Source organism: Actinomadura citrea (assembly GCF_013409045.1).
Classification (GTDB): Bacteria; Actinomycetota; Actinomycetes; order Streptosporangiales; family Streptosporangiaceae; genus Spirillospora; species Spirillospora citrea.
Genome location: NZ_JACCBT010000001.1, coordinates 5,208,837 through 5,231,352, shown reverse-complemented (window position 1 = coordinate 5,231,352; position 22,516 = coordinate 5,208,837). Strand labels below are relative to the sequence as shown.

General features: G+C 72.7%; 18 protein-coding genes. 11 read left to right on the top strand and 7 right to left on the bottom strand.

The window, feature by feature from the left end; all coding sequences use genetic code 11:
* Positions 1-211 precede the first annotated feature (211 nt).
* From kdpF to BJ999_RS24390, 7 genes are all read left to right on the top strand, one after another.
* Positions 212-301, top strand: a complete 90-nt coding sequence (kdpF, locus tag BJ999_RS43695) for a K(+)-transporting ATPase subunit F (protein WP_229810772.1) — start codon at positions 212-214, stop codon at positions 299-301.
* Entirely contained in the window at positions 301-1,968 is a 1,668-nt protein-coding gene (gene kdpA, locus BJ999_RS24415) for a potassium-transporting ATPase subunit KdpA (protein ID WP_179835445.1), read from the top strand. The genes kdpF and kdpA overlap by 1 nt, the downstream gene beginning before the upstream one ends.
* Complete coding sequence (gene kdpB, locus BJ999_RS24410) at positions 1,968-4,127, top strand: potassium-transporting ATPase subunit KdpB (RefSeq protein ID WP_179835444.1); 2,160 nt, start codon at positions 1,968-1,970, stop codon at positions 4,125-4,127. Before kdpA ends, kdpB begins: the two co-directional genes overlap by 1 nt.
* A 7-nt stretch (positions 4,128-4,134) precedes the next feature.
* Complete coding sequence (locus tag BJ999_RS24405) at positions 4,135-5,025, top strand: potassium-transporting ATPase subunit C (protein ID WP_218936073.1); 891 nt, start codon at positions 4,135-4,137, stop codon at positions 5,023-5,025.
* Between the two features lie 12 nt (positions 5,026-5,037).
* Positions 5,038-7,629, top strand: a complete 2,592-nt coding sequence (locus BJ999_RS24400; RefSeq protein ID WP_179835442.1) for an ATP-binding protein — start codon at positions 5,038-5,040, stop codon at positions 7,627-7,629.
* A gap of 118 nt (positions 7,630-7,747) precedes the next feature.
* Positions 7,748-10,321 carry a sensor histidine kinase gene (locus tag BJ999_RS24395; protein WP_179835441.1) on the top strand — a complete coding sequence of 858 codons (2,574 nt, stop codon included), beginning with the start codon at positions 7,748-7,750 and terminating at the stop codon, positions 10,319-10,321.
* Entirely contained in the window at positions 10,318-10,995 is a 678-nt protein-coding gene (locus BJ999_RS24390; RefSeq protein ID WP_179835440.1) for a response regulator, read from the top strand. Before BJ999_RS24395 ends, BJ999_RS24390 begins: the two co-directional genes overlap by 4 nt.
* A 46-nt stretch (positions 10,996-11,041) precedes the next feature.
* On the opposite strand, the gene BJ999_RS24385 is transcribed toward BJ999_RS24390, so the two are convergent.
* From BJ999_RS24385 to sigJ, 4 genes are all read right to left on the bottom strand, one after another.
* Complete coding sequence (locus BJ999_RS24385) at positions 11,042-12,190, bottom strand: oxygenase MpaB family protein (protein WP_179835439.1); 1,149 nt, start codon at positions 12,188-12,190, stop codon at positions 11,042-11,044.
* A complete protein-coding gene (locus BJ999_RS24380; protein WP_179835438.1) occupies positions 12,183-13,166 on the bottom strand; it encodes a polyprenyl synthetase family protein in 984 nt (327 codons plus the stop codon). The genes BJ999_RS24385 and BJ999_RS24380 overlap by 8 nt, the downstream gene beginning before the upstream one ends.
* The gene (locus tag BJ999_RS24375) at positions 13,159-13,398 is read right to left on the bottom strand and encodes a polyprenyl synthetase (protein WP_179835437.1); all 240 of its coding nucleotides are present in this window, start codon (positions 13,396-13,398) and stop codon (positions 13,159-13,161) included. Before BJ999_RS24375 ends, BJ999_RS24380 begins: the two co-directional genes overlap by 8 nt.
* A 140-nt stretch (positions 13,399-13,538) precedes the next feature.
* Positions 13,539-14,486, bottom strand: a complete 948-nt coding sequence (gene sigJ / locus BJ999_RS24370; protein ID WP_179835436.1) for an RNA polymerase sigma factor SigJ — start codon at positions 14,484-14,486, stop codon at positions 13,539-13,541.
* 149 nt (positions 14,487-14,635) lie between these two features.
* Here sigJ and BJ999_RS24365 point away from each other — a divergent pair, with 149 nt between their 5' ends.
* Positions 14,636-16,198 (top strand): MFS transporter, encoded by a 1,563-nt coding sequence (locus tag BJ999_RS24365; RefSeq protein WP_218935202.1) that lies wholly within the window; start codon positions 14,636-14,638, stop codon positions 16,196-16,198.
* Here the strand turns inward: BJ999_RS24365 and BJ999_RS24360 are convergent.
* Complete coding sequence (locus BJ999_RS24360) at positions 16,189-16,920, bottom strand: polysaccharide deacetylase family protein (protein ID WP_179835435.1); 732 nt, start codon at positions 16,918-16,920, stop codon at positions 16,189-16,191. The genes BJ999_RS24365 and BJ999_RS24360 overlap by 10 nt on opposite strands.
* 29 nt (positions 16,921-16,949) lie before the next feature.
* On the opposite strand from BJ999_RS24360, the gene BJ999_RS24355 reads away from it, so the two are divergent.
* The gene (locus BJ999_RS24355; protein ID WP_179835434.1) at positions 16,950-18,023 is read left to right on the top strand and encodes an MGDG synthase family glycosyltransferase; all 1,074 of its coding nucleotides are present in this window, start codon (positions 16,950-16,952) and stop codon (positions 18,021-18,023) included.
* Here the strand turns inward: BJ999_RS24355 and BJ999_RS24350 are convergent.
* Complete coding sequence (locus BJ999_RS24350; protein WP_179835433.1) at positions 18,001-18,870, bottom strand: DMT family transporter; 870 nt, start codon at positions 18,868-18,870, stop codon at positions 18,001-18,003. The genes BJ999_RS24355 and BJ999_RS24350 overlap by 23 nt on opposite strands.
* Entirely contained in the window at positions 18,867-19,754 is an 888-nt protein-coding gene (locus BJ999_RS24345) for a DMT family transporter (RefSeq protein WP_179835432.1), read from the bottom strand. The genes BJ999_RS24350 and BJ999_RS24345 overlap by 4 nt, the downstream gene beginning before the upstream one ends.
* 233 nt (positions 19,755-19,987) lie before the next feature.
* On the opposite strand from BJ999_RS24345, the gene BJ999_RS24340 reads away from it, so the two are divergent.
* Both BJ999_RS24340 and BJ999_RS24335 read left to right on the top strand, forming a co-directional pair.
* Positions 19,988-20,452, top strand: a complete 465-nt coding sequence (locus tag BJ999_RS24340; protein WP_179835431.1) for an RrF2 family transcriptional regulator — start codon at positions 19,988-19,990, stop codon at positions 20,450-20,452.
* Positions 20,452-21,648 carry a globin domain-containing protein gene (locus tag BJ999_RS24335; protein ID WP_179835430.1) on the top strand — a complete coding sequence of 399 codons (1,197 nt, stop codon included), beginning with the start codon at positions 20,452-20,454 and terminating at the stop codon, positions 21,646-21,648. Before BJ999_RS24340 ends, BJ999_RS24335 begins: the two co-directional genes overlap by 1 nt.
* Positions 21,649-22,516: the final 868 nt, after the last annotated feature.

Below are 22,516 nucleotides of genomic sequence, written 5' to 3'. Positions count from 1 at the left end.
ACGCGTCAACGGCTCGGGGAGATGCCGGGAAAGTGCCGTTTACTTCCTGATGCACCCCCACAGCGGGTGCGGGTGCGACGAGCACCCGGCGCTCCATGGCGGCCGCGCGCCGCCCTCCAAGGAACCGAGAGATGTCAGATCTGGCGTTCATCCTGCTCACGGTGGCGGTCTTCATCGTGTTCGCACTGGTCGTGAAGGCGGTCGAGCGACTGTGACCGTAGAGAACGGAATCGGCCTGGCGCTGGCCGTGGTGCTGGTCGCCTTCCTGGTCGCGGCCCTTCTTTTCCCGGAGCGTTTCTAGTGAGTCCGACGATCGCCGGGGTCCTTTTCCTCGGCTCTCTCCTGCTCGCCCTCGCCCTTTCGTGCAGGCCATTGGGCGACTATATGCACAGGGTCTATTCCGGGACCCGGCATTCGCGCGTGGAGCGCGTACTCTACCGGCTTGTCGGGGTCGATCCCGACGCCGAGCAGAGGTGGGGCGTCTATGCGCGCAGCGTTCTGGCCTTCTCGGTCGTCGGTGTCCTGTTCCTGTACGGCTTCCAGCGGGTGCAGAACCACCTCCTTCTCAGCCTGGGGTTCGACCCGGTCAAGCCCGACCAGGCATGGAACACCGCGGTCAGCTTCGTGACCAACACCAACTGGCAGTCGTACTCGGGCGAGTCGACGATGGGCCATCTGGTGCAGATGGCCGGGCTGGCGGTGCAGAACTTCGTCTCGGCCGCCGTGGGCATGGCCGTGGCCGTCGCGCTGGTGCGCGGGTTCGCGCGCCGCAAGAGCGATCACCTCGGCAACTTCTGGGTCGACCTGACCAGGGGATCGCTGCGGATCCTGCTGCCGATCGCCTTCGTCGGCGCCGTCGTCCTGGTGTCCGGCGGACTGGTGCAGAACTTCTGGGACCCGGCACACCACACGGTGGACACGATCGCCGGGGGCACCCAGACGCTGACGGGCGGCCCGGTGGCGTCCCAGGAAGTGATCAAGGAACTCGGGACGAACGGCGGCGGCTTCTACAACGCCAACTCCTCGCACCCGTTCGAGAACGCGGTGTCGTGGACGAACTGGCTGGAGATCTTCCTGATCCTGGTCATCCCGTTCGCGCTGACCCGGACCTTCGGCCGCATGGTGGGCCAGGTGCGGCAGGGGTACGCGATCGCAGCGGTCATGGGCGTCCTCGCCCTGGTGAGCGTCTCGCTCACAATGATCTTCCAGGGCATGCACCACGGCACGGTGCCGACCGCGGTCGGCGCGGCGACGGAGGGCACCGAAACGCGTTTCGGGGTGCTCGACTCCGCGGTCTTCGCCGCGGCGACCACGCTGACGTCGACCGGCGCCGTGGACTCCTTCCACGACTCCTACACCAGCCTCGGCGGCATGATGACGCTGTTCAACATGATGCTCGGCGAGGTGGCGCCCGGCGGCGTGGGCGCGGGCCTGTACGGGATGCTGGTCCTCGCCGTGATCACGGTGTTCGTGGCGGGGCTGATGGTGGGCCGCACGCCCGAGTACCTGGGCAAGCGGATCGGCTCCCGGGAGATCAAGTTCGCCGCGCTGTACTTCCTGGTCACGCCCGCGCTCGTGCTGGCCGGGAGCGCCGCGGCGATGGCGACCGAGAGCGGCCGCGCGGGCCTGCTGAACTCCGGACCGCACGGGTTGTCGGAGGTCCTGTACGCCTTCACGTCCGCGTCCAACAACAACGGTTCGGCGTTCGCCGGCCTCACCGTCAACACGGTCTGGTACGACACGGCGCTGGGCCTCTGCATGGCGTTCGGCCGTTTCCTGCCGATCATCTTCGTGCTCGCGCTGGCCGGCTCGCTGGCCCGCCAGGGGCACACCCCCGAATCGGACGGCACCCTGCCCACGCACCGGCCCCAGTTCGTCGGGCTGGTCGCGGGCGTCACCGTCGTCCTCGTCGCGCTCACGTTCCTGCCCGCGCTCGCGCTCGGGCCGCTGGCAGAAGGAATCCACTGATGTCCACGACGCAGACCGCGCGGACGCCCGCGCAGTCACCCGTTCCCCAACCCTCGGGCCGCGTCCGGGGCGGCCTGCTCGACCCGCGGCAGATGCTGCGGTCCCTCCCGGACGCGATCCGGAAACTCGACCCCCGGACGCTGTGGCGGAACCCGGTGATGCTGATCGTCGAGATCGGCGCCGTGTGGTCCACGATTCTGGCGGCCACCGATCCGACCTGGTTCGCATGGCTGGTCGTCGTCTGGCTGTGGCTCACGGTGGTCTTCGCCAACCTGGCCGAGGCGGTGGCCGAGGGCCGCGGCAAGGCCCAGGCGGACACGCTCCGGCGGGCCAAGCGGGACATGACGGCCCGGCGCCTGGTCGGCTGGAGTCCCGCGGCCGTGGACGTGCGGGAGGAGTCGGTCCCCGCACCGCGGCTCGCGCAGGGCGACATCGTGGTCGTCGAGGCCGGGCAGATCATCCCGGCGGACGGCGACGTCGTGGACGGCATCGCGAGTGTGGACGAGTCCGCGATCACGGGGGAGTCGGCCCCGGTGATCCGGGAGTCCGGCGGCGACCGCAGCGCGGTGACCGGCGGCACCAGGGTGCTGTCGGACCGCATCGTGGTGCAGGTGACGCAGAAGCCCGGCGAGAGCTTCATCGACCGGATGATCGCGCTGGTGGAGGGGTCGAGCCGGCAGAAGACGCCGAACGAGATCGCGCTGAACATCCTGCTCGCCGCGCTGACGATCATCTTCCTGCTCGCCGCCGCGACGCTGCAGCCGCTGGCGATCTACTCCAAGGACGCCAATCCCGGAGTGCCGGACTCGCCGGCCCTGGACGCCCACGGGGTCACCGGGATCGTATTGGTGTCGCTGCTGGTGTGCCTGATCCCGACGACGATCGGCGCGCTGCTGTCGGCGATCGGGATCGCGGGCATGGACCGTCTCGTCCAGCGGAACGTGCTGGCGATGTCGGGACGCGCGGTGGAGGCCGCGGGAGACGTCGACACCCTGCTGCTGGACAAGACGGGCACCATCACCCTCGGCAACCGGCAGGCGGCGGAGTTCCTCCCGCTCGCCGGGGTGCCGGAGGAGGAACTGGCCGACGCGGCGCAGCTGTCCAGCCTCGCCGACGAGACGCCCGAGGGCCGCTCGGTCGTCGTCCTGGCCAAGCAGCGGTACGGACTCCGTGAGCGCACGCCCGGGGAGCTGTCCCACGCCGACTGGGTGGCGTTCACCGCCCAGACCCGGATGTCGGGCGTCGACCTGGACGAGGGCGCGAAGCGGTCGCTGCGCAAGGGAGCGGCCGGCGCGGTCACCGACTGGGTCCGCCGGCAGGGCGGCACGGTGCCGCCGATGCTCGGCCAGATCGTGGACGGCATCTCCGCCTCCGGCGGGACACCGCTCGTGGTCGGCGAGTCCGCCGGCGGGGGAGCGCGCGTCCTCGGCGTGATCCACCTGAAGGACGTGGTCAAGCAGGGGATGCGGGAGCGGTTCGCCGCGATGCGGGCGATGGGCATCCGGACGGTCATGATCACCGGTGACAACCCGCTGACGGCCAGGGCGATCGCGGACGAGGCGGGTGTGGACGACTTCCTGGCCGAGGCCCGGCCCGAGGACAAGCTCGCCCTGATCAGGAAGGAGCAGGAGGGCGGCCGGCTCGTCGCCATGACGGGGGACGGCACCAACGATGCTCCGGCGCTCGCCCAGGCCGACGTCGGGGTAGCGATGAACACCGGCACCTCCGCCGCCAAGGAGGCCGGGAACATGGTGGATCTGGACTCCGACCCGACCAAGCTCATCGAGATCGTGAAGATCGGCAAGCAGTTGCTGATCACGCGGGGCGCGTTGACGACGTTCTCCATCGCCAACGACATCGCCAAGTACTTCGCGATCATCCCGGCGCTGTTCGTGACGCTCTTCCCGGGCCTGGACGCCCTCAACGTCATGCGGCTGTCCAGCCCGCATTCGGCGATCCTGTCGGCCGTCGTGTTCAACGCACTGATCATCGTCGCGCTGATCCCGCTGGCACTGCGCGGCGTCCGGTACCGGCCGAGCAGCGCGTCCAAGCTCCTGTCGCGCAACCTCGGCGTCTACGGCCTCGGCGGCATCGTCGCACCGTTCGTCGGAATCAAGACCATCGACCTCATCGTCCAGTTCCTTCCGGGGATGTCCTGACATGCGTATGCCAATCTGGATCCGCCAGCACGTGGCCGCGGCCCGAGCGCTGCTGGTCCTCACCGTCGTGCTCGGCGTCGCCTACCCGCTCGCCGTCTTCGCGGTCGCCCAGATCCCGGGGCTGAAGAGCCGGGCCGACGGGAGCATCGTGAAGACGGCCGACGGCAGGGCGGCGGGCAGCGCGCTCATCGGCCAGTCCTTCACCGGCAAGGACGGGGGTCCGCTCAGGCAGTACTTCCAGAGCCGCCCCTCGGCCGCCGGCGACGGCTACGACCCGACCTCGACGGCCGCGAGCAACCTCGGGCCCGAGGACGTCCTGGACACGCTCGCCGTTCCGGCGACCGGGGTCGGGGCCGAGCAGAGCCTCCTCACGCAGGTCTGCTCGCGGAGCAGGGCAGTCGGCGATCTCGAAGGCGTGGACGGCGGGCGGCCGTACTGCACGCCGGACGGGGTGGGCGCGGTCCTCAAGGTGTTCGGGACGAGGGCCCCGGACGGGACCATCCCCAGGCCCACGCGGGTCGTCAGCGCCAACCAGTCATGCCCCGCCGCGCCCTTCATCGCCGCCTACAAGGGGGCCAGAGTCGAGTGCGCCAGGCCGGGCGAGGACCTCGCCTCGGGCCTGACCGTCCCGGTCAGAGGGAACGCGCCCGCGAAGCCGCAGGTGCCGCCCGACGCCGTCACCGCGAGCGGCAGCGGCCTGGACCCGCACATCACGCCCGCCTACGCGAGGCTTCAGGCGCCGCGGATCGCCAAGGCGCGCGGCATCTCCGAGGCGCAGGTGCTCGCGGCCGTCCGGCACGACCAGACCGGCCGCACGCTCGGGTTCATGGGGGAGCCGGTGGTGAACGTCGTCCGGCTCAACCTCGCACTGGACCGTGACCACCCGTACCGGGCCTAGGAGGGACTGATCATGACGCGTGGGCGGCTCCGCATCTACCTGGGGGCCGCCCCGGGTGTGGGCAAGACGTACGCGATGCTCGCCGAGGCGCACCGGAGGCGGGCCCGCGGTACCGACGTGGTCGTGGGCTGTGTGGAGACCCACGGCCGGCCCCTGACCGTCGAGCGGCTCGCCGGGCTGGAGACGCTTCCCCGCAAGACCATGGAGTACCGCGGGACGGCGTTCACCGAACTCGACACCGAGGCGGTGATCGCCCGGCGCCCGCGGGTCGTGCTGGTCGACGAGCTCGCGCACACCAACGTGCCCGGCTCGCGCCGCACCAAGCGCTGGCAGGACGTCGAGGAGATCCTGGAGGCCGGGATCGACGTCATCTCCACCGTCAACGTGCAGCACCTGGAGTCGGTGAACGACGTCGTCGAGCAGATCACCGGTGTGCCGCAGCGCGAGACCGTCCCGGACGAGGTGGTCCGCCGCGCCGACCAGGTCGAGCTGGTCGACATGGCGCCCGAGGCGCTGCGCCGCCGGATGGCCCACGGCAACGTGTACGCCCCCGAGAAGGTCGACGCCGCGCTCGGCAACTACTTCCGCGTCGGGAACCTGACCGCCCTCCGGGAACTGGCGCTGCTGTGGCTGGCCGGCAAGGTCGACGACCAGCTCGACCGGTACCGCGCCGACCACGAGATCCGCGGCACCTGGGAGGCGCGCGAACGGGTCGTGGTCGCCCTCACCGGCGGCCCCGAAGGCGACACGCTCGTCCGCAGGGCCGCCCGCGTCGCCGACCGCTCCAAGGGCGCCGACCTGCTGGCCGTCCACGCCCTCCCCGGGGACGGCCTCACCGGCACCGACCCCGCGCACCTCGTGCGGCAGAGGGCCCTCGTGGAGAATCTCGGCGGCACCTACCACCAGGTCGTCGGCGACGACATCCCCACCGCCCTCCTGGACTTCGCCCGGGGCGTCAACGCGACCCAGCTGGTCCTGGGCGCCTCCCGCCGGGGGCGGGTCGCGCAGCTGTTCTCCCGGGGCGTCGGCGTGACGACGACCGCCCACTCCGGCCCCATCGACGTCCACCTGGTCACGCACGAGGAGGTCAGCAAGGGGCGCCGGGCCCGGCCGTCGCGCGGCGGCCTCACCCGGCGGCGGCGCACCGCGGGCTTCGTGCTGGCCGCCGCGCTCCTCCCGCTCCTCACCCTGGTGCTCCACCATCTGCGGGGGGAGTTCTCCCTGCCCAGCGACATCCTGCTGTTCCTCCTCGTGGTCATCGGGGTCGCGCTGACCGGCGGACTGTACCCCGCGCTCTTCACCGCGGTGTTCGGGTCCCTCCTGCTGAACTACTACTTCACGCCGCCGCTCGACCGGTTCACGATCTCCGAGCAGGAGAACCTGCTGGCCCTGGTGGTCTACGTCGTGGTGGCCGCCGTCGTCAGCGCCGTCGTCGACCTGAACTACCGGCGCAGCCGGGAGGCGTCCCGGACCCGGGCCGAGGCCGAGGTCCTGTCCGGCCTGGCGGGCGGGGTGCTCCGCGGCCAGAACACGCCGCGCGACATCCTCGAAGACCTGCGGCAGACCTTCGGTCTCACGGCGGTGACCCTGCTGGAGCGCGGGCCGGAGGCCGCCGGGGCGCTCGGAATGCACAGCGATCCGGACCGCTGGCGCATCGTGTCGACGGCCGGGGGCCCGCCCTGCACCGCCCCAAAGGCCGGTGAGACCGAGATCCCGATCGACGACGACCTCGTCCTCGTGCTGCGCGGCCGGACGCTGCGGGCCGAGGACCGGCGGGTGCTGGAGGCCTTCGCCGCGCACGCCGCGGTCGCGTTGCGGCAGCAGCGGCTGACGGCCGAGGCCGAGCAGGCGCGCCCGCTGGCCGAGGCCGACCGGATACGCACCGCCCTGCTCAACGCCGTCGGTCACGACCTGCGGACGCCGCTGTCCGCGGCGAAGGCCGCGGTGGACAGCCTGCGCAGCCCCGACGTCACCTGGATCGAGGAGGACCGGGACGAACTGATCGACACCGCCGCCGAGTCCCTGGCGCGGCTCGACCGGCTGGTGGCCAACCTTCTCGACATGAGCCGCCTGCAGGCCGGCGTGCTCGGCGTCCTCCCGCGCCCCCTGGCCGTCGAGGACGTCGTGCCCCGCGCCGTCTCCTCCCTCGATCACGTCGACGCGACCGGCGTGCGCATCCGGATCGCCGGAGAGCTGCCCGAGGTGTCGGCCGATCCGGCCCTGCTCGAACGGGTGCTGGCGAACCTCGTCGCCAACGCCGTCCGCCACAACCCGCCTGGGGAGCCCGTCACGGTGACCGCCAGCGCCCACGCGGACCGGGTCGAGCTGCGCGTGATCGACCGCGGCCCCGGCATCCCCCCGTCCGAGACGGACGCGGTCTTCGTGCCCTTCCAGCGGCTGGGCGACCGCGACAACGGCACCGGCGTCGGCCTCGGGCTGGCGCTGTCGCGGGGGCTGACCGAGGCGATGGGCGGCACCCTGCTCCCCGAGGAGACCCCCGGCGGCGGCCTGACCATGGTGGTCACCCTGCGGAGCGGCCGGTCGCCCGCGCCGGAGCCGCCTCGAAGCGTTCCCGGAGAATACGGAAAGCCCGGCGGCCGTTAAGAAAACGTCAATTCCTGATCCGCGGGGACGGACCGTACAGGGGCGCCCACCAGGCTTTGCTAGATTTCGCCAGGCCCCATAAAGGGACGATTCAGGCGAGGGGGAGGCGGCGCTCGGCATGGGCAGGCGGGGCACATGGCGCATCTATCTTGGCGCGGCGCCCGGGGTCGGCAAGACCTACGCCATGCTGAACGAGGGCCGGCGGCGCGCCGGGCGCGGCACGGACGTGGTCGTCGGCCTCGTCGAGACCCACGGGCGCTCCCGGACGGCCGAGCAGATCGGCGACCTGGAGGTCGTCCCTGCCCGCCGGACGCCCTACCGGGGGTCGTGGCTCACCGAGTTGGACGTGGACGCCCTGCTGGCCCGCCGTCCCGAGGTCGCGCTGGTCGACGAACCGGCCCACGCCAACGCGCCGGGAAGCCGCAACGCCCGGCGATGGCAGGACATCGAGGAACTCCTGCGGGCGGGCATCGACGTGATCTCCACTCTCAACATCCAGCATCTGGAATCGCTCGGCGACGTGGTGGAGAGCATCACCGGGGTCCGGCAGGACGAGACCGTCCCGGACGCCGTCGTCCGGCGGGCGGACCAGATCGAGCTGGTCGACATGACCGCCGAGGCGCTCCGCAGGCGGCTCGCGCACGGGAACGTCCACGCGCCGGACGAGACCGGCGCCGCGCCGGCCGGCTACTACGGGACGGGCAACCTCAGCGCCCTCCGCGAGCTGGCCCTGCTGTGGGTGGCCGACCGCGTCGACGAGGGCCTCGCCCGCTACCGCGACCAGCACGGCATCACCGAGCCCTGGGAGGCGCGCGAGCGCATCGTGGTGGCGCTGGGCGGCGGCCCGGAGGGCGACGCGCTGATCCGCCGCGCGGCCCGCATGGGCGCCCGGGCCGGGCGCGCGGACCTCCTCGCCGTCCGCGTGATGCGCAGCGGCGGCCTCGACGAGGGCTCCGCGGCGGCACTCGCGCGTCAGCGCGCCCTGGTGGAGAGCATGAACGGGACGTTTCACCAGGTGGTGGGCGACGACGTGGCGACGGCGCTGCTGGAGTTCGCCCGCGGCGTCAACGCCACGCAGCTCGTCGTGGGGGCCGGCCGCCGCTCCGGTCGGCGGCGGATGTTCGGAACCGGCATCGGGGCCGCCGTGACCAGGGACTCCGGCAACGTCGACGTCCACATCGTCAGCCACGGGCACGCCCGGAAGGGCCCCGGCATCACCCGCGCGAGCGGTCCTGCGCTGAGCCGCCGGCGCAGGGGGACGGGATGGGCGCTCGCCGTCGCCGGCCCCCCGGCGCTGACCGGCCTGCTGGCCGGTGCGGGCCTGGAGTTCGGCCTGGTCACCGACATCCTGTTCTACCTGGTGCTCACCGTCGGGGTCGCGCTCGCGGGAGGGCTGTGGCCGGCCGTGGCCGCCGCGGTGCTGGGCAGCCTACTGGCCAACTGGTTCTTCACCCCGCCCTTCCACACCCTCACCATCGGCGACCGCGACAACGCCCTCGCGCTGGTGATCTTCGTCGGCGTGGCGGCGGCGGTCGCCTCGGTGGTCGACCTCGCCGCGCGCCGCTCCCGGCAGGCGGCGCAGAGCAGCGCGGAGGCCGAGACCCTGAGCATGCTGGCGACCAGTGTGCTGCGCGGCGAGAAGGCGCTGCCCGCCCTGCTGGAGCGGATCCGCGAGACCTTCGGCGTGGCCTCGGTCGCGCTGCTGGAGAGAGCGGGCGACGGCTGGACCGTCCTGGGCTCGACCGGCTCCGACCCGTGCCCCGACCCCGACCGCGCCGACGCGCAGGCCGGGGTCGGCGCGGGCGAGGGGGCGGACCGGAGCGGCGAGACCGTGCTGGCCCTGCGCGGACGCGTCCTGCCCGCCGCGGACCGCCGGGTGCTGTCGGCGTTCGCGTCCCAGGCAGCCGCCGCGCTGGAGTGGCGGCGGCTGGCCGAGGATGCGGGGCGGGCACGGCGGCTCGCCGAGGGCGACAAGATCCGTACCGCCCTGCTCGCCGCGGTCTCCCACGACCTGCGCACCCCGCTGGCCTCGATCAAGGCCGGCGTGAGCAGCCTGCGCCAGACCGACGTCGACTGGGATCCCGAGGACGAGGCCGAACTGCTGGCCACCGTCGAGGAGTCGGCCGACAAGCTCGACGGCCTCATCGGCAACCTGCTCGACATGAGCCGCCTGCAGACGGGGGTCGTCTCCCCGCTGACCCAGCCGGTCTCCCTGGAGCAGGTGGTGCCGCCCGCCCTCCAGGGCGTGCCGGCGGGCCGCGTCGAGGTGGACGTCCCGGAGACGCTCCCGCCGGTCCTGGCCGACCCGGGCCTCCTGGAACGGGCGCTGGCCAACGTGGTCGAGAACGCCGTCCGGCACGGCACCGGCGCCGTCACCCTGTCGGCCGGTGAGCTGCGGACGCACCGGCGGCCCCCGCGGGTCGAGATCAGGGTCGCGGACCGGGGTCCCGGAGTGCCGGAGGCCGCCAAGGAGCAGATCTTCGCGCCGTTCCAGCGCCTCGGGGACTCTCCCCGGGGCGCCGGGGTGGGGCTGGGCCTGGCCGTGGCCCGGGGCTTCACCGAGGCGATGGGCGGCACCCTGCGGGCCGAGGACACCCCCGGAGGCGGCCTCACCATGGTCTTCGCGCTGCCGGCCGCCGGCGCCCGCGGGGACGTCTCCGCATCCGGCGACGAGGGTAGGGGATCATCGTGACGCGGATACTCCTCGTCGAGGACGAGCGGCAACTCGTCCGCGCGCTGCGGATCAACCTGAGGACGCGCGGCTACGAGGTGGACGCCGCGCCCGACGGCCGCACCGCCCTCGACCTGGCCGCCCGGCGCAGACCGGACGTGGTGGTGCTCGACCTCGGACTGCCCGACATGGACGGCGTCGAGGTGATCCAGGGGCTGCGCGGCTGGCTGAACGTCCCCATCATCGTGCTCTCCGCGCGGCACGCCTCCGAGGAGAAGGTCCGGGCCCTGGACACGGGCGCCGACGACTACGTCACCAAGCCGTTCGGCATGGACGAGCTCCTGGCCCGGTTGCGCGCGGCGGTCCGGCGGGCGGCCCCGGCCGAGCAGGCCGCCACCGTGGTGGAGACCGGGGCCTTCACGATCGACCTGGGGGCCAAGCGGGTGACCCGGGCGGGCCGGGAGATCCGCCTGACGCCCACGGAGTGGAACATCCTGGAGCTCCTGGTCCGCAACACCGGCGCCCTCGTCGGCCAGCGGCAGCTGCTCCACGAGGTATGGGGCCCCGGCTATGACAAGGAGACGAACTACCTGCGCGTCTACCTCGCGCACCTGCGCCGCAAGCTGGAACCCGACCCGGCCCACCCCCGCCACCTGATCACCGAGCCGGGCATGGGTTACCGCTTCGAGCCCTGACCCGGGACGCCTCCCCCCCCGCGCGAAGCGCTCGATCCCGCCTGGGCTAGGAGACGAGGGTGGGCGGGGGCGGGGTCCAGCGCGCATTCTTCGAGGGCACCCCGAAGTCGGATTTGAGTTCCTGGGGGATGGCGTAGTGCATGACGCGGCCCCGCGTCAGGGAGGACAGTTCCAGCATGGTGACCAGGTGGCCGAGCCGGTCGGAGATGTGCTCGGCCCACGGCCCGCGGTCCTCGACCCATTCCAGGGCGCCCAGCAGGGCCGGGGCGATCCTGATGAGTGAGTCGAACCGCGTACGGGGGACCTGGAGCCAGTCCGCGGAGGTGTCGCCGATGAGGTAGCGGATGAGCGCGGGCACGACCGGGTCGAGCAGCGTCCCGGGCACGACCTCCTCGTACAGGTCGATCAGCTGCCGGGTCAGGTGCACCCCCTCGGGGGAGGGGCCCATGTGGCGCACCATGTACCGGTCGGAGAACTCCCGGGCCGCCTGCAGGTCCGGGGGGATGGTGTCGGGCTCGATGCCGAGGATGACGCCGACGACGCGCCAGGCGTAGTAGTAGGCGTCCGCGCCTTCGGCGGTGATGTGGATGCCCATGCGGTGCAGGGCGTCCAGGACCTGGATGCTGAACATCATCAGCCCGCCGAGCATGTCCTCCTGGCAGATCGCGACGGGCTCGGGCCAGTGGCCCTGCTCCTTCAGGTGCCGGCGGATGGAGGCGTGCAGCAGCCGGACCTTCTGCGCCGCCGGAAGGAACCGCCCGCCGGCCTGGAACGCCTCGGGCTGCATGAGGTAGACGGTGAACTGCCCGGTCTCGGCCATCCGGCGTGAGGGGTAGGCCAGCGAGTGCGTGGCCGACAGCAGCTTGGCCACGTGCGGGACGACGTAGCAGGCCGGCATCGCCGCGAACGACAGGGCGGTGGAGACGTGCACGTCGTTGTCGATGAAGAACTGGCGCGCCTGTTCCATGACGCCCCAGTCGATCCAGTCCGGCGGGGTCGCGGTCGCCTGGAGGTAGTCGCGCGCCGCGTCGGGCAGTCCGTCGGGGAGCGCCTGGCCGGAGGTCGTGAACCAGCGCATGAGGGTGTTGTACTCGCCCACCTGCCCGGAGCTGAACAGGGCTTCGACGGTCGCGTCGGCGAGCGGGTCGCCCTTCAGCCGCAGAGCGTCCATGTACCGGTCGGTGTAGTCAGTCATCGGCGGTCACCTCGCAGATCAGTCGGGCCAGGGCGTCGGCGGCGTCCGGCCGGGTGCCGGCGAGGGCCGCCTGCGCGGCGTGTGCGCGTTCGTCGATCATCTGCCGGACGCGGGCCGGCGCCCGGGCGCGCAGCATGATCTCCCGGATCTCGGCGGCGCCGGCCGGGGTGAGCGGTCCGTCCAGCAGGTCCCGCAGGCGCCGGCGGTCGGGTTCGCCGGCTTCGGTCAGGGTCAGCGCGAGCAGGGCGGTGGGCTTGCGGCCCGCCAGGTCGTCCAGGAGCGACTTGCCGGTTCGGCGCGGGTCGCCGAACACGCCCCACAGGTCGTCCCGCAACTGGAAGGCCTCTCCGAGCGGACGGGCGTAGGCGGCCAGCGCGGCCAGTGTCGGCGCGGCCGCCCCGCCCAGCACCGCGCCGATCCGCAGGGGCCCCTCGACGGTGTAGGAGCCGGTCTTGAACCGCACGATCGTCAGGGAACGGGCCACGTCCGGCGCCGCCCCGGTCCGCAGGATCTCCAGGCACTCGCCCGCCACCAGTTCGCGGCCCATCGCGGTCCACTGCGGCACCGCCCGGCCGAGGAAGGCCCTCGGCAGGCCCGAGGAGTGGAACAGCTGCGCGGACCACGCCACCAGCAGGTCGCCGACCATGATGGCGAGGGCGTCGCCGAGGCTCTCGTGCGCGCTCGGCCGTCCGCGGCGCATCGGGCTGCGGTCGATGACGTCGTCGTGGACGATCGCCGCGGCGTGGACCAGCTCCAGCGCCGCCGCCGCGCGGACGATGGCGTCGGTGTCCGGCTGACCCGCGGCGCGCCACCCCCAGTAGCAGAACGCCGGGCGGATCCGCTTGCCGCCGTCGACCGAGATCCGCAACTGGTCGGCCACGGGCGCCAGGTCGCCGTCCAGGGCCAGCAGCTCGGCGACCTCCGCCTCGACGAACTCCGCCAGCGCCCGGTCGACCCGGGTGCGAAGGTCAGCCATCCTGGGGCCGTGCGGCGGCCTGACGGGCCAGGACCTCCATGTGCGCCTCCGGAGCCACGCCGTTGCGCCGCAGCGCCAGCTCACCGCGTGCGCGAAGCTCCTGCCTCACGTCGGCCGGACCGGGCATGCGCCGGGTCAGGCCTCGCAACCCCTCCGCCACCACATCGGCGACCCCGGCCGCCAGGCAGAGCACTTCGTTGCGGGAACCGGCTCTTCCGTCAGAATGCGCCATCGTCACCTTCCGCTCTCTTGTAGTCACGGCAAGTGATATCAGGAAAGCGGTGGGTCACCACCGAAACGGGGTGGCAGGACTGCCTTGCCGCCGCACGACGGAATAGTCACTCCGAGAGCCCGTTGCGGTGGGGGCGTGTCTCAGGCGCTGGTCCAGGGGCGAAGTTTCTCGGGGTTGCGGACCGCCCAGATGTGCCTGATCCGATCTCCTGTGATCTCGAACGCGTACACCGTCACGGTGACGCCGTCCTGCTGGGCGATCAGGCCGGGCTGGCCGTTGACCGTGCGCTCCAGGAGCGTCACGCCGGTCACCCGCCGGACGAGTTCGGCGATGGCGTGCGCGATCCGCTCGCCGCCCTCGATCGGACGCAGGACGGTCCTGACCACGCCGCCGCCGTCGGCGGTGAGGACGGCGCCCGGGTCGAGAAGGCCGATCAGGGCGTCGACGTCACCGGTCTCCAGCGCCTGCTTGAAGTTCCTGACGACGCCGGCGCGGCCGGCGGCCGGGGCCGCGGGCGGCGTGGAGGCGCGGATGCGGCGGCGGGCCGAGGAGGCCAGCTGGCGGCACGCCGCCGGGGTGCGGCCGGTGATCTCGGCCACTTCGGCGAAGGGGTAGCGGAAGACGTCGTGCAGGATGAGCGAGACGCGTTCGGCCGGGGTCATCGATTCGAGTACGACGAGGAAGGCCATGGCGACCGATTCGTCCAGGGTGATCCGGTCGGCCGGGTCGGACGCGGCGGCGCCCGGCCGCCCGCCGATCCACCGCTCGGGCTCGGGCAGCGGTTCGGGGATCCACTCGCCCACGTAGCGCTCCCGCCTCGCGCGGGCCGAGCCGAGCACGTCCAGGCAGATCCGGCCGGCGACCTTCGACAGCCAGGCGCCGGGGGAGGCGACGGCCTCCCGCCGCCGCGGGGACATGGCGTACCAGCGGGCGTAGGTCTCCTGCACGACGTCCTCGGCGTCGGCCAGGGAGCCGAGGAGCCGGTAGGAGAGGCCGATCAGCCGGCGCCGCTCGCTGATGATCGCGCTCAGGCCCGCGTCGGGCAGGTCGTGTCCTGGTGGCGAGTGGCCGGTCGAGTGGTCGGTCATGTCCCGGTGGCTCCCTGGCTCGGATGTGCTCACACCACTCCGACGAGACGGCGCCCCGGAATGTCACGTCGCCGCGCGGCCTGACATTCCGGGGGCCCGTGTCGTCGAACCTTCGACGTGACTCCGCTCGAAGCGACAAGGAGATGATCATGCCTGCACGCAGTGCGGTCCCGGTGGCCGGGCCCGGGGCCGGCGCGGCCGGGACGACGGACCTGGATCCGAGACGATGGCTCGTCCTCGCCGTCATCGCCGCCGCCCAGCTCATGGTCGTCCTCGACCTGACCGTGATGAACCTCGCGCTGCCGTCGGCGCAGCGCGCGCTGGACTTCTCGACCGCCGACAGGCAGTGGGTCGTGACCGCGTACGCGCTGTCGTTCGGGAGTCTGCTGCTGTTCTGCGGACGCCTGGCCGACCTGGCCGGCCGCAAGGCGACCTTCCTGACCGGGCTCGTCGGCTTCGCGGCCGCCTCCGCCGTCGGCGGCGCCTCGGTCGACTTCTCGATGCTGGTGACGGCGCGCGCCTGCCAGGGGGCCTTCGGCGCCCTGCTGGCGCCGTCCGCCCTGTCGCTGCTGACCACGACCTTCCGGGACCCCGGGGAGCGGGCCAGGGCGTTCGGCGTCTACGGCGCGGTCGCGGCCGCCGGCGGCGGCCTCGGGCTGCTGCTCGGCGGTGCGCTGACGTCCTACCTGTCCTGGCGGTGGTGCATGTACGTCAACCTCGTCTTCGCCGCGATCGCGATCATCGGGGGAGCGCTGCTGATCGGAAGGCAGCACAGGACGCCGGGCGGCCGCCTGGACGTTCCGGGCGTGGTGGCGGTGTCCGGGGGGATGCTCTGCCTGGTCTACGGCTTCTCCAACGCCGCGTCCCACGGCTGGGGCACGCCCTCGACCTGGGGCTTCCTCGCGATCGGTGTCGTCCTGCTGATCGTTTTCGCGGCCTGGCAGGCGCGCACCGCGCACCCCCTGCTGCCGCCCCGCATCGTGCTCGACCGCGTCCGCGCCGGCGCCTACCTCACGATCCTGATCAGCGGGGCCGGCACGTTCGGCGTCTTCCTGTTCCTCGTCTACTACATGCAGGTGACCCTGGGGTACTCGGCCGTCAGGTCGGGGCTGGCCATGCTGCCGATGGTGGTGCTCAGCGGTGCCATGGCCGTCCTGGGCAACACCAGGCTGATGCCGCGGTTCGGCCCCGGGCCGATGGTCGTCGCCGGCATGCTGCTCAGCTCGGGCGCCATGGTGTGGCTGACGAGGATCGGCGCCCATTCGGGCTACGGGCCGGCGCTGCTCGGCCCGCTCATGGTCATCGGCGCCGGCATGGGGCTCATCTTCGGCATGGCGGCCGCCACCGGCACCTTCGGCGTGGAGCCGCGGGACGCGGGGGTGGCCTCGGCGAGCATCAACACCGGGCAGCAACTGGGCGGCTCGATCGGCACGGCGCTGCTCAACACGATCGCGGCCGGCGCCACCAGCGGCTACCTGGCCGACCATCTGCACGGGCGGCCGACGCCGCAGATGCTCCAGCTCGCGGCGGTCCACGGCTACACCACGGTGTTCTGGTGGTGCGCCGGCATCTTCGCGGCCGGCGCCCTCGTCTGCGGCGTGCTCCTGCCCCGCGGCCCGCTGACCCGTCCCGCGGAGGCCGCGCCGCGGGAACCGTCCGAGGAGGCCACGGCGGCGCGCCAGCATGGACGGACGCCGTCTGGTTATGAGTGACCAGGTGACGTCCTTGAGGAGTAGACCTCGTGGTCGCGCAGCGGGCCGACGGTCAGGCCGGTGGCGCGACAGGTCGCCACCACGCCGGGGAGGGCGCCGAGGGACGCTCTCCATGCGCCCGGTGTCGAGGTGGCGTCGCTGTCGTGCAGAAGAAGCGTCGCGCCGCCGTCCAGGCCGGGGGAGAGCGTGGCCAACACGGAACGAGGCGTCGCGGAGGCCGTCCAGTCTCTGCCCCAAGCCGTCCACAGGACGGGCCGCAGGTTGTCGCGATGGGCCGCGAAGAGGGCTTCGGCACTGAAGACGCCGTACGGGGGGCGGTACCAGGAGGGGGTGGCGCCGCACACGTCCTCGATGAGGCGGACGGTGCGGCGCACCTCGGCGGAGACACGGCCGGGGCGGGTCTTCAGGGCGTTGTCGTGGTGCCATCCATGGACGGCGATCTCGTGGCCGTCGGCGACGATGCGCCGCCCCAGGGACGGGCTGCGCTCGAGCATCGCGCCGAGGACGAAGAAGGTCGCATGACAGCCGAGGCGGGCCAGTTCGTCCAGGAAGAGGGGCGTGGAGGCGGCATCGGGCCCGTCGTCCAGGGTGAGCGCGACATGGCGGGCTCCGCCGCGGCCGGCGAGACGGGGAGTCAGGCGGCGGACGGGCGGAAGCCAGGTCGCGGCGGGCAGGGCGTGCGCCAGGAGGACCCCGGCGAGACCCCGCGTCAGATGCGACATGGGACCAGTCTCACAGGGGGAACGATCGCATGGGCAAACGGCTCCTCATCCTCACGGCGGCCATGGGCGCGGGCCACGACGCGGTCGCCGGGGAACTGGCGCGCCGGATCGCGCCGTGGGGCGTGGAGGTGTGCGTCGTCGACGTCCTGGACCTGGTCCCGCTGCGCCTCGGGGGCGGGCTCAGGCGGACGTACGGGGCGATGCTCCGCGGGGCGCCGTGGCTGTACGAGTGGATCTACCGGGCGTTCTTCGTGGCGCCGCACCCGCCGCCCGCGTCGCCGCTCACGGTGTTGATCGCCAGGAGGCTGGAGCGGCGGGCGTCGGAACCGCCGCCGGACGTGGTGGTGTCGACCTTTCATGTCGCGGCGCAGGTCGCGGGGTGGATGCGCCTGCGGGGGCGGCTGGATGCGCCGTCGCTCGTGCTGGTGACCGACTTCGTCGCGCACCGGATGTGGGCGCACCCGGGCAACGACCGCTTCCTGTGCCCGGACGAGGCCTCGGCGCGGGCGGTGGCGGAGCGGACGGGACGTCCGGCCGGCCGGGTCGCGCCCGTGGTGCGGCCCGGATTCGGGCGTGCGGACGACGGCGGACGGCTGCGGGACGCGGTCGGCGCGCGGCCCGGGGAGCGGATCGTGCTGATCTCCGCGGGGGCCTGGGGCGTCGGCCGGGTGACCGAGACGGCCCGCGGGCTCGCGGCGTCCGGCCGGTACCTGCCGGTCGTGCTGTGCGGACGGAACCGGCGGCTGCGCGCCCGGATCCGGGCCGCCGGGGCCGGGCACGCCCTCGGCTGGCGGGACGACATGCCCGGCCTGATGTCGGGCGCGTACGCGCTGGTCGACAACGCGGCCGGGCAGACGTGCCGGGAGGCTTTCGCGTGCGGGCTGCCGGTGGTCTCCTACCGGCCCATCCCCGGCCACGGACGCGACGGCGCCGAGGCGATGGAGCGGGCCGGCCTGAGCGCTCTCGCGCGGTCGCCCGCCGAACTCCTGGAGATGCTGGACGGGCTCGGGAACGAGCGGGTCCGCATGGCCCGGGCGCGGCGGGTGGACGTCCTGTTCGACGCCGTCCGGGCCGAGCACGTCATTCGCGCCGCGCTGGGGTGACGGCGCGGTCGTCGTGCAGCAGGGGGGACCGGGCGATGGCGCCGCTGCCGAGCAGGATCAGCACGATGCTCAGGATCTCCGCGGCGATCCACGGACCGGTCCGGATGCTCTCTTCGAAGAGCCCGACCCCCAGCAGGATGCTGGCGACCGGGTCCGTGACCGTCAGGGCGGGCTGCACGGCCACCAGACTGCCGCTCTGCAGCGCGTTCTGGAGCAGGAACAGGCTCGCGACCCCCGCCACGGCCATGGCGTAGAGCTCCCAGGTCGTGAGGACGGCGACGAAACCGCCGGAGAAGGCGCGCGTGGCCGTCCTCATGAACGCCGCCGTCAGCGCGAAGCCCAGGGACGTCGTCACGCCCAGCAGCACGCCGCGGATCGGCCCGCGGATGGACCAGGCCGCCGCCACCAGGGCGGCGGCGCAGCCCACCGTGGCGGCCGTCGCGATGAGCCACTCGCCGGGGCCCGGCGCGCCCAGGCCCTCGCTGGGAGCGGCGGCGACGAGCAGCCCGGCCAGGCCCACGGTGAGGACGGTGACACCCGTCCACGGCACCTGGCGCAGCCCGCGCGGCGGCAGCAGGGCGATGAGGATCATGGTGAACGGCAGTTCGGAGGCCAGCAGCGGCTGGACCAGCGCCAGCCCCGCGATCGACAGCGCCGCGGCCTGCAGGAGGAACGCGGCGATGAGCGCGCCCACCCCGCCGAGCCAGAGGGGCTGCCACAGCAGGTCGAGGATGAGGGACGGCTTGAAGGCGTCGGCTTCGGGCGCGGTCCTGGCGGCCCGCCGCTGGAGCACCGACGCCAGGGCGTTGGCCGCGCCGGCCAGCAATCCCAGGATGACGGCGATCATTGGCCCGCACTCCCGTCCCGCGATGCCATTTCGCCCGGTTTGCCGAGATACGGCGACCGGCCGAGGACGACGATGCCCGCCACCATGCCCGCCAGGCCCAGCGCCTCCAGGGCCAGGTCACGGGTGGACAGCCGGATCTTCTCGTCGAAGATCACGACGCCCAGCGCGATCGCGGTCAGCGGCTCGGCCGCAGTACTGGCGGGCAGCGAGATGCGCAGCGGCGCCGCGTCGAAGGCCGACTGCGCGAACAGCAGGGCGAGAGCCCCGACGCACACCAGGCCGTAGGGCTGCCACGTCCTGAAGGCGTCGGCCACGCCCCCGGCGAACAGCAGCACGACGCTGCGGGTCAGCGTGTCCTGGAGGCCGAAGAGCAGCCCGGCGGCCGAGGCGAGCAGCATCGCCCGGACCCTCAGGTCCCGGTGGCCTCCTCCCACCGCGACCAGCACGGCGAGGACCAGCACGACCGCCCCGCCCAACCAGCGAAGGGAGTGCGTGCCGGGCGGCGTGCCCCCGTGCGGCTGCCCGACGCCCAGGAACAGCGCGACCCCGCCGGTCAGCATCAGCGACCCCACCAGTGCCCTGACGCCGAACGGCTCCCGGTAGATCACATGCGCGGCGATCAGAGCGAAGACGAGGTTGACGGTGAGCACCGGCGTGGCCTGGGCGACGCCGACGAGGTCCAGCGCGAACGCGAAGACGAGCTGACCGGCGATCATCAGGGCGATCCCGGCCAGCCACAGCCGGCTGTGCAGCAGGTCCAGCAGCAGGCTCGGATGCAGGATCCGTCCCAACGGCTCCTGGAAGGCCGCGTGCTGCTGCGCCACGAAGCCCAGACCGATGAGGCAGGCCGCCACCACCGCGACGGCCATTCCGAGAAGACTCATCCTGATTCGCGATTTCCCCCGCCGTGACTCTCGCGTCGGTCCCCTACCCGGCTCCGGATGCCCGAATCCGCCTCCCAGATCCGACCGAAACCAGGGGAGGTGGGCCGGCCGGGGAGGGCGGTGACGCGCACCCGCGGTACCGCCGCACGTCACGACGTACACGGCCGGGCCTGTGGCGATCCCCACAGAGCTAAATCAGACTTTGTGATTCCGATTAAAACTATGATCAAGCCGTGCACCTGACCCAGTCGACCGACCTGGCCCTGCGCGTGCTGATGCTGCTGGGCGCGCGGAACGAGCGGCGTTCCGCCGCCGAGATGGCCGAGCGCCTGCGGGTCGCGCCGCAGCACATGGCGAAGATCGTCCAGCGGCTCCGCAGGGACGGGTTCGTCAGCACGACCCGCGGCCGCGGAGGCGGCGTCGTCCTCGCCGACGGGGTGACCGACCTCCCGGTCGGCGAGATCGTCCGCGTACTGGAAGGACCCGGCGAAGCGGTCGAATGCGACAGCCCGCCCTGCCCGCTGCGCGGCGGCTGCCGCCTGCGCGGGGTGCTGCGGGCGGCGCAGGCGGCCTTCCTGGCGTCGCTGGACCAGGTGCGACTGCGTGAGCTGGTGGCCGATCCGACCGGACCGGTCCTGCTCTCCCTGGCGCCGCCGGCGTCCGCCGGCGCGCCGACCCCCGCAGAGGAAGGTTGCTGATGCTCTCGTCCGACCACGCCGAGATCGTGCGGGCCACGCTGCCCGCCGTCACCGCCAACGGCACCGCGATCACCGGAGAGTTCTACACCGCGATGTTCGCCGCCCACCCCGAGTTGCGACACCTGTTCAACCAGGGCAACCAGGCCAACGGCGAGCAGCGCCGGGCACTGGCCGGCTCGGTGGCCGCGTTCGCCGAGCACCTGGTGACGGAGGAGTCGGCCATCCCCTTCCAGCAGATCCTCTCGCGGATCGCGCACAAGCACGCCTCGCTCGGCATCCGCCCCGAGCAGTACACGATCGTGGGCCGGCACCTGATGGACGCGGTCGCCGAGGTGCTCGGCGACGCGGTGACACCGCGGGTGCACGCGGCCTGGTCCGAGGTGTACTGGCTCTTCGCGACGCTGCTGATCGCGGAGGAGGCACGCCTGTACCGGGACGCCGCCTGCGACCCGGCGGCGCCGTTCCGGCCGTGGCGGGTCACCGAGCGGCGGGACGAGGCCGAGGACACCGTCTCCCTCGTCCTCGCCCCCGCCGACGGCGGCAGGGTGCCCGCGCACCGGCCGGGTCAGTACGTCTCTCTCGCGGTCACGCTGCCGGACGGGTTGCGCCAGCCCCGCCAGTACACGCTGTCGCGAGCGACCGGGGACACCGTCCAGATCACCCTGCGGCGCGTGCGCGGCGACGCCACCGCCCCCGACGGCGCCGTCTCGACGTTCCTGTTCGAGAACGCCGTCGGCGACGTCGTCGAGTTGTCCCCGCCGTTCGGCGACGTGGTGATGGAGGACGACGGCGATCCCCTCGTCCTGATCAGCGCGGGGATCGGCATCACCCCGGTCGCCGCGATGATCGACCACCTGGCGGTGGAGCAGCCGGGCCGCCGCGTCCTGGCCGTGCACGCCGACCGGAGCGCCCGCACCCACGCGCTGCGGCGGCAGATCGCCGAGGCGGGCGCCAGGATGCCCCATTTCCAGCAGCTGACCTGGTACGAGGACACAGGCGGGGAAGAGGACCAGGACGTCCGGCCCGGCCGGATCGAGGTCACCCGACTGCCGCTGCCGCGCAAGGCCCGCGTCTTCATGTGCGGGCCGATCCCGTTCATGCGCGAGATCCGGCGCGGACTGGCCGGCGCCGGAGTCTCGGACGAACGCGTTCACTACGAGGTCTTCGGCCCAGACCTGTGGGCGACGGGCAGCTGAACCCCCGGCGGTCCCGCCGTCCGAACCTCCGTGATCCCAGGTGCGGCGCCCTCCTGGGATCGCGCGCGCCGGCCGGAGAATTTCGATCTTTATCGGGGGCCCCGCGGAGGACGTGAGGGCCGCGGCCGCAGCGGTAGGCGGTATTACCGGAAGCCGTCACTTCGCGCAAGGGGAAACGTCCGCGAAGAGGGGTGCGCGACTTACAGGATTTCAGTGTCCGGAGTGGCAATCGAGGCTCTTGGAGGGGAACCCCGGCCGGCGATGGACGTTCGTTAATCTGCGAGTTGTCACTCGGTGCGCACTGCCGAGGCCATCCTGTGACCCGTGATCGGTTTCCGGATGGATGACTGACGAGGCCGGAATTGGCAACAGGTGCCTTGGTGAGATGAGCGAGGGATCCGGGTCGAGAGGCGCCCGTTCAGGGTGCTGACCGGCGTTCCGGCAGGTGGTGGGCGTGCTGGTGGCGTTGAGGCGGCGGTCGCGCGAGCCCCGCGTCCCGAGACGGGGTCGGCCGGGCGTCCGGGCGGGCCGAGCCGAGGCGCCGCCGCGCCCGGGACCGTCGAGTGCGGGCGGGGGTTTGGCGAGAGGGCCGGCCGCGGAGAAGTCGGCCGTTCAGAAGGCCGCGCCGACCGGTATCCGGGCCGGAATCGGAATGGCGATCGGCGGGTGGCGGACCAGATCGGTGCGTGTTACCGTTGCCTCGCAGACGGGCAACGGGGCGTGTTTCTCCAGTCGGTTGAAGATTGAATTTCGCAATACGGTGGGATGGGTGGCGGGCGGCCGCATCCGGACTCGGACTGCGACCAGACCGCGCCGATCGGAGCCTTCATGAGCGAATGGCCGAAAGAGCATGCCGCCGGATGCTCAG

Coding starts and splice junctions, on each gene's coding strand:
- kdpB (WP_179835444.1), top strand. CDS start 1,968: ATGTCCACGACGCAGACCGCGCGGACGCCCGCGCAGTCACCCGTTCCC.
- BJ999_RS24405 (WP_218936073.1), top strand. CDS start 4,135: ATGCCAATCTGGATCCGCCAGCACGTGGCCGCGGCCCGAGCGCTGCTG.
- BJ999_RS24400 (WP_179835442.1), top strand. CDS start 5,038: ATGACGCGTGGGCGGCTCCGCATCTACCTGGGGGCCGCCCCGGGTGTG.
- BJ999_RS24395 (WP_179835441.1), top strand. CDS start 7,748: ATGGGCAGGCGGGGCACATGGCGCATCTATCTTGGCGCGGCGCCCGGG.
- BJ999_RS24385 (WP_179835439.1), bottom strand. CDS start 12,190: ATGACTGACTACACCGACCGGTACATGGACGCTCTGCGGCTGAAGGGC.
- BJ999_RS24380 (WP_179835438.1), bottom strand. CDS start 13,166: ATGGCTGACCTTCGCACCCGGGTCGACCGGGCGCTGGCGGAGTTCGTC.
- BJ999_RS24375 (WP_179835437.1), bottom strand. CDS start 13,398: ATGGCGCATTCTGACGGAAGAGCCGGTTCCCGCAACGAAGTGCTCTGC.
- sigJ (WP_179835436.1), bottom strand. CDS start 14,486: ATGACCGACCACTCGACCGGCCACTCGCCACCAGGACACGACCTGCCC.
- BJ999_RS24365 (WP_218935202.1), top strand. CDS start 14,636: ATGCCTGCACGCAGTGCGGTCCCGGTGGCCGGGCCCGGGGCCGGCGCG.
- BJ999_RS24360 (WP_179835435.1), bottom strand. CDS start 16,920: ATGTCGCATCTGACGCGGGGTCTCGCCGGGGTCCTCCTGGCGCACGCC.
- BJ999_RS24355 (WP_179835434.1), top strand. CDS start 16,950: ATGGGCAAACGGCTCCTCATCCTCACGGCGGCCATGGGCGCGGGCCAC.
- BJ999_RS24350 (WP_179835433.1), bottom strand. CDS start 18,870: ATGATCGCCGTCATCCTGGGATTGCTGGCCGGCGCGGCCAACGCCCTG.
- BJ999_RS24345 (WP_179835432.1), bottom strand. CDS start 19,754: ATGAGTCTTCTCGGAATGGCCGTCGCGGTGGTGGCGGCCTGCCTCATC.
- BJ999_RS24335 (WP_179835430.1), top strand. CDS start 20,452: ATGCTCTCGTCCGACCACGCCGAGATCGTGCGGGCCACGCTGCCCGCC.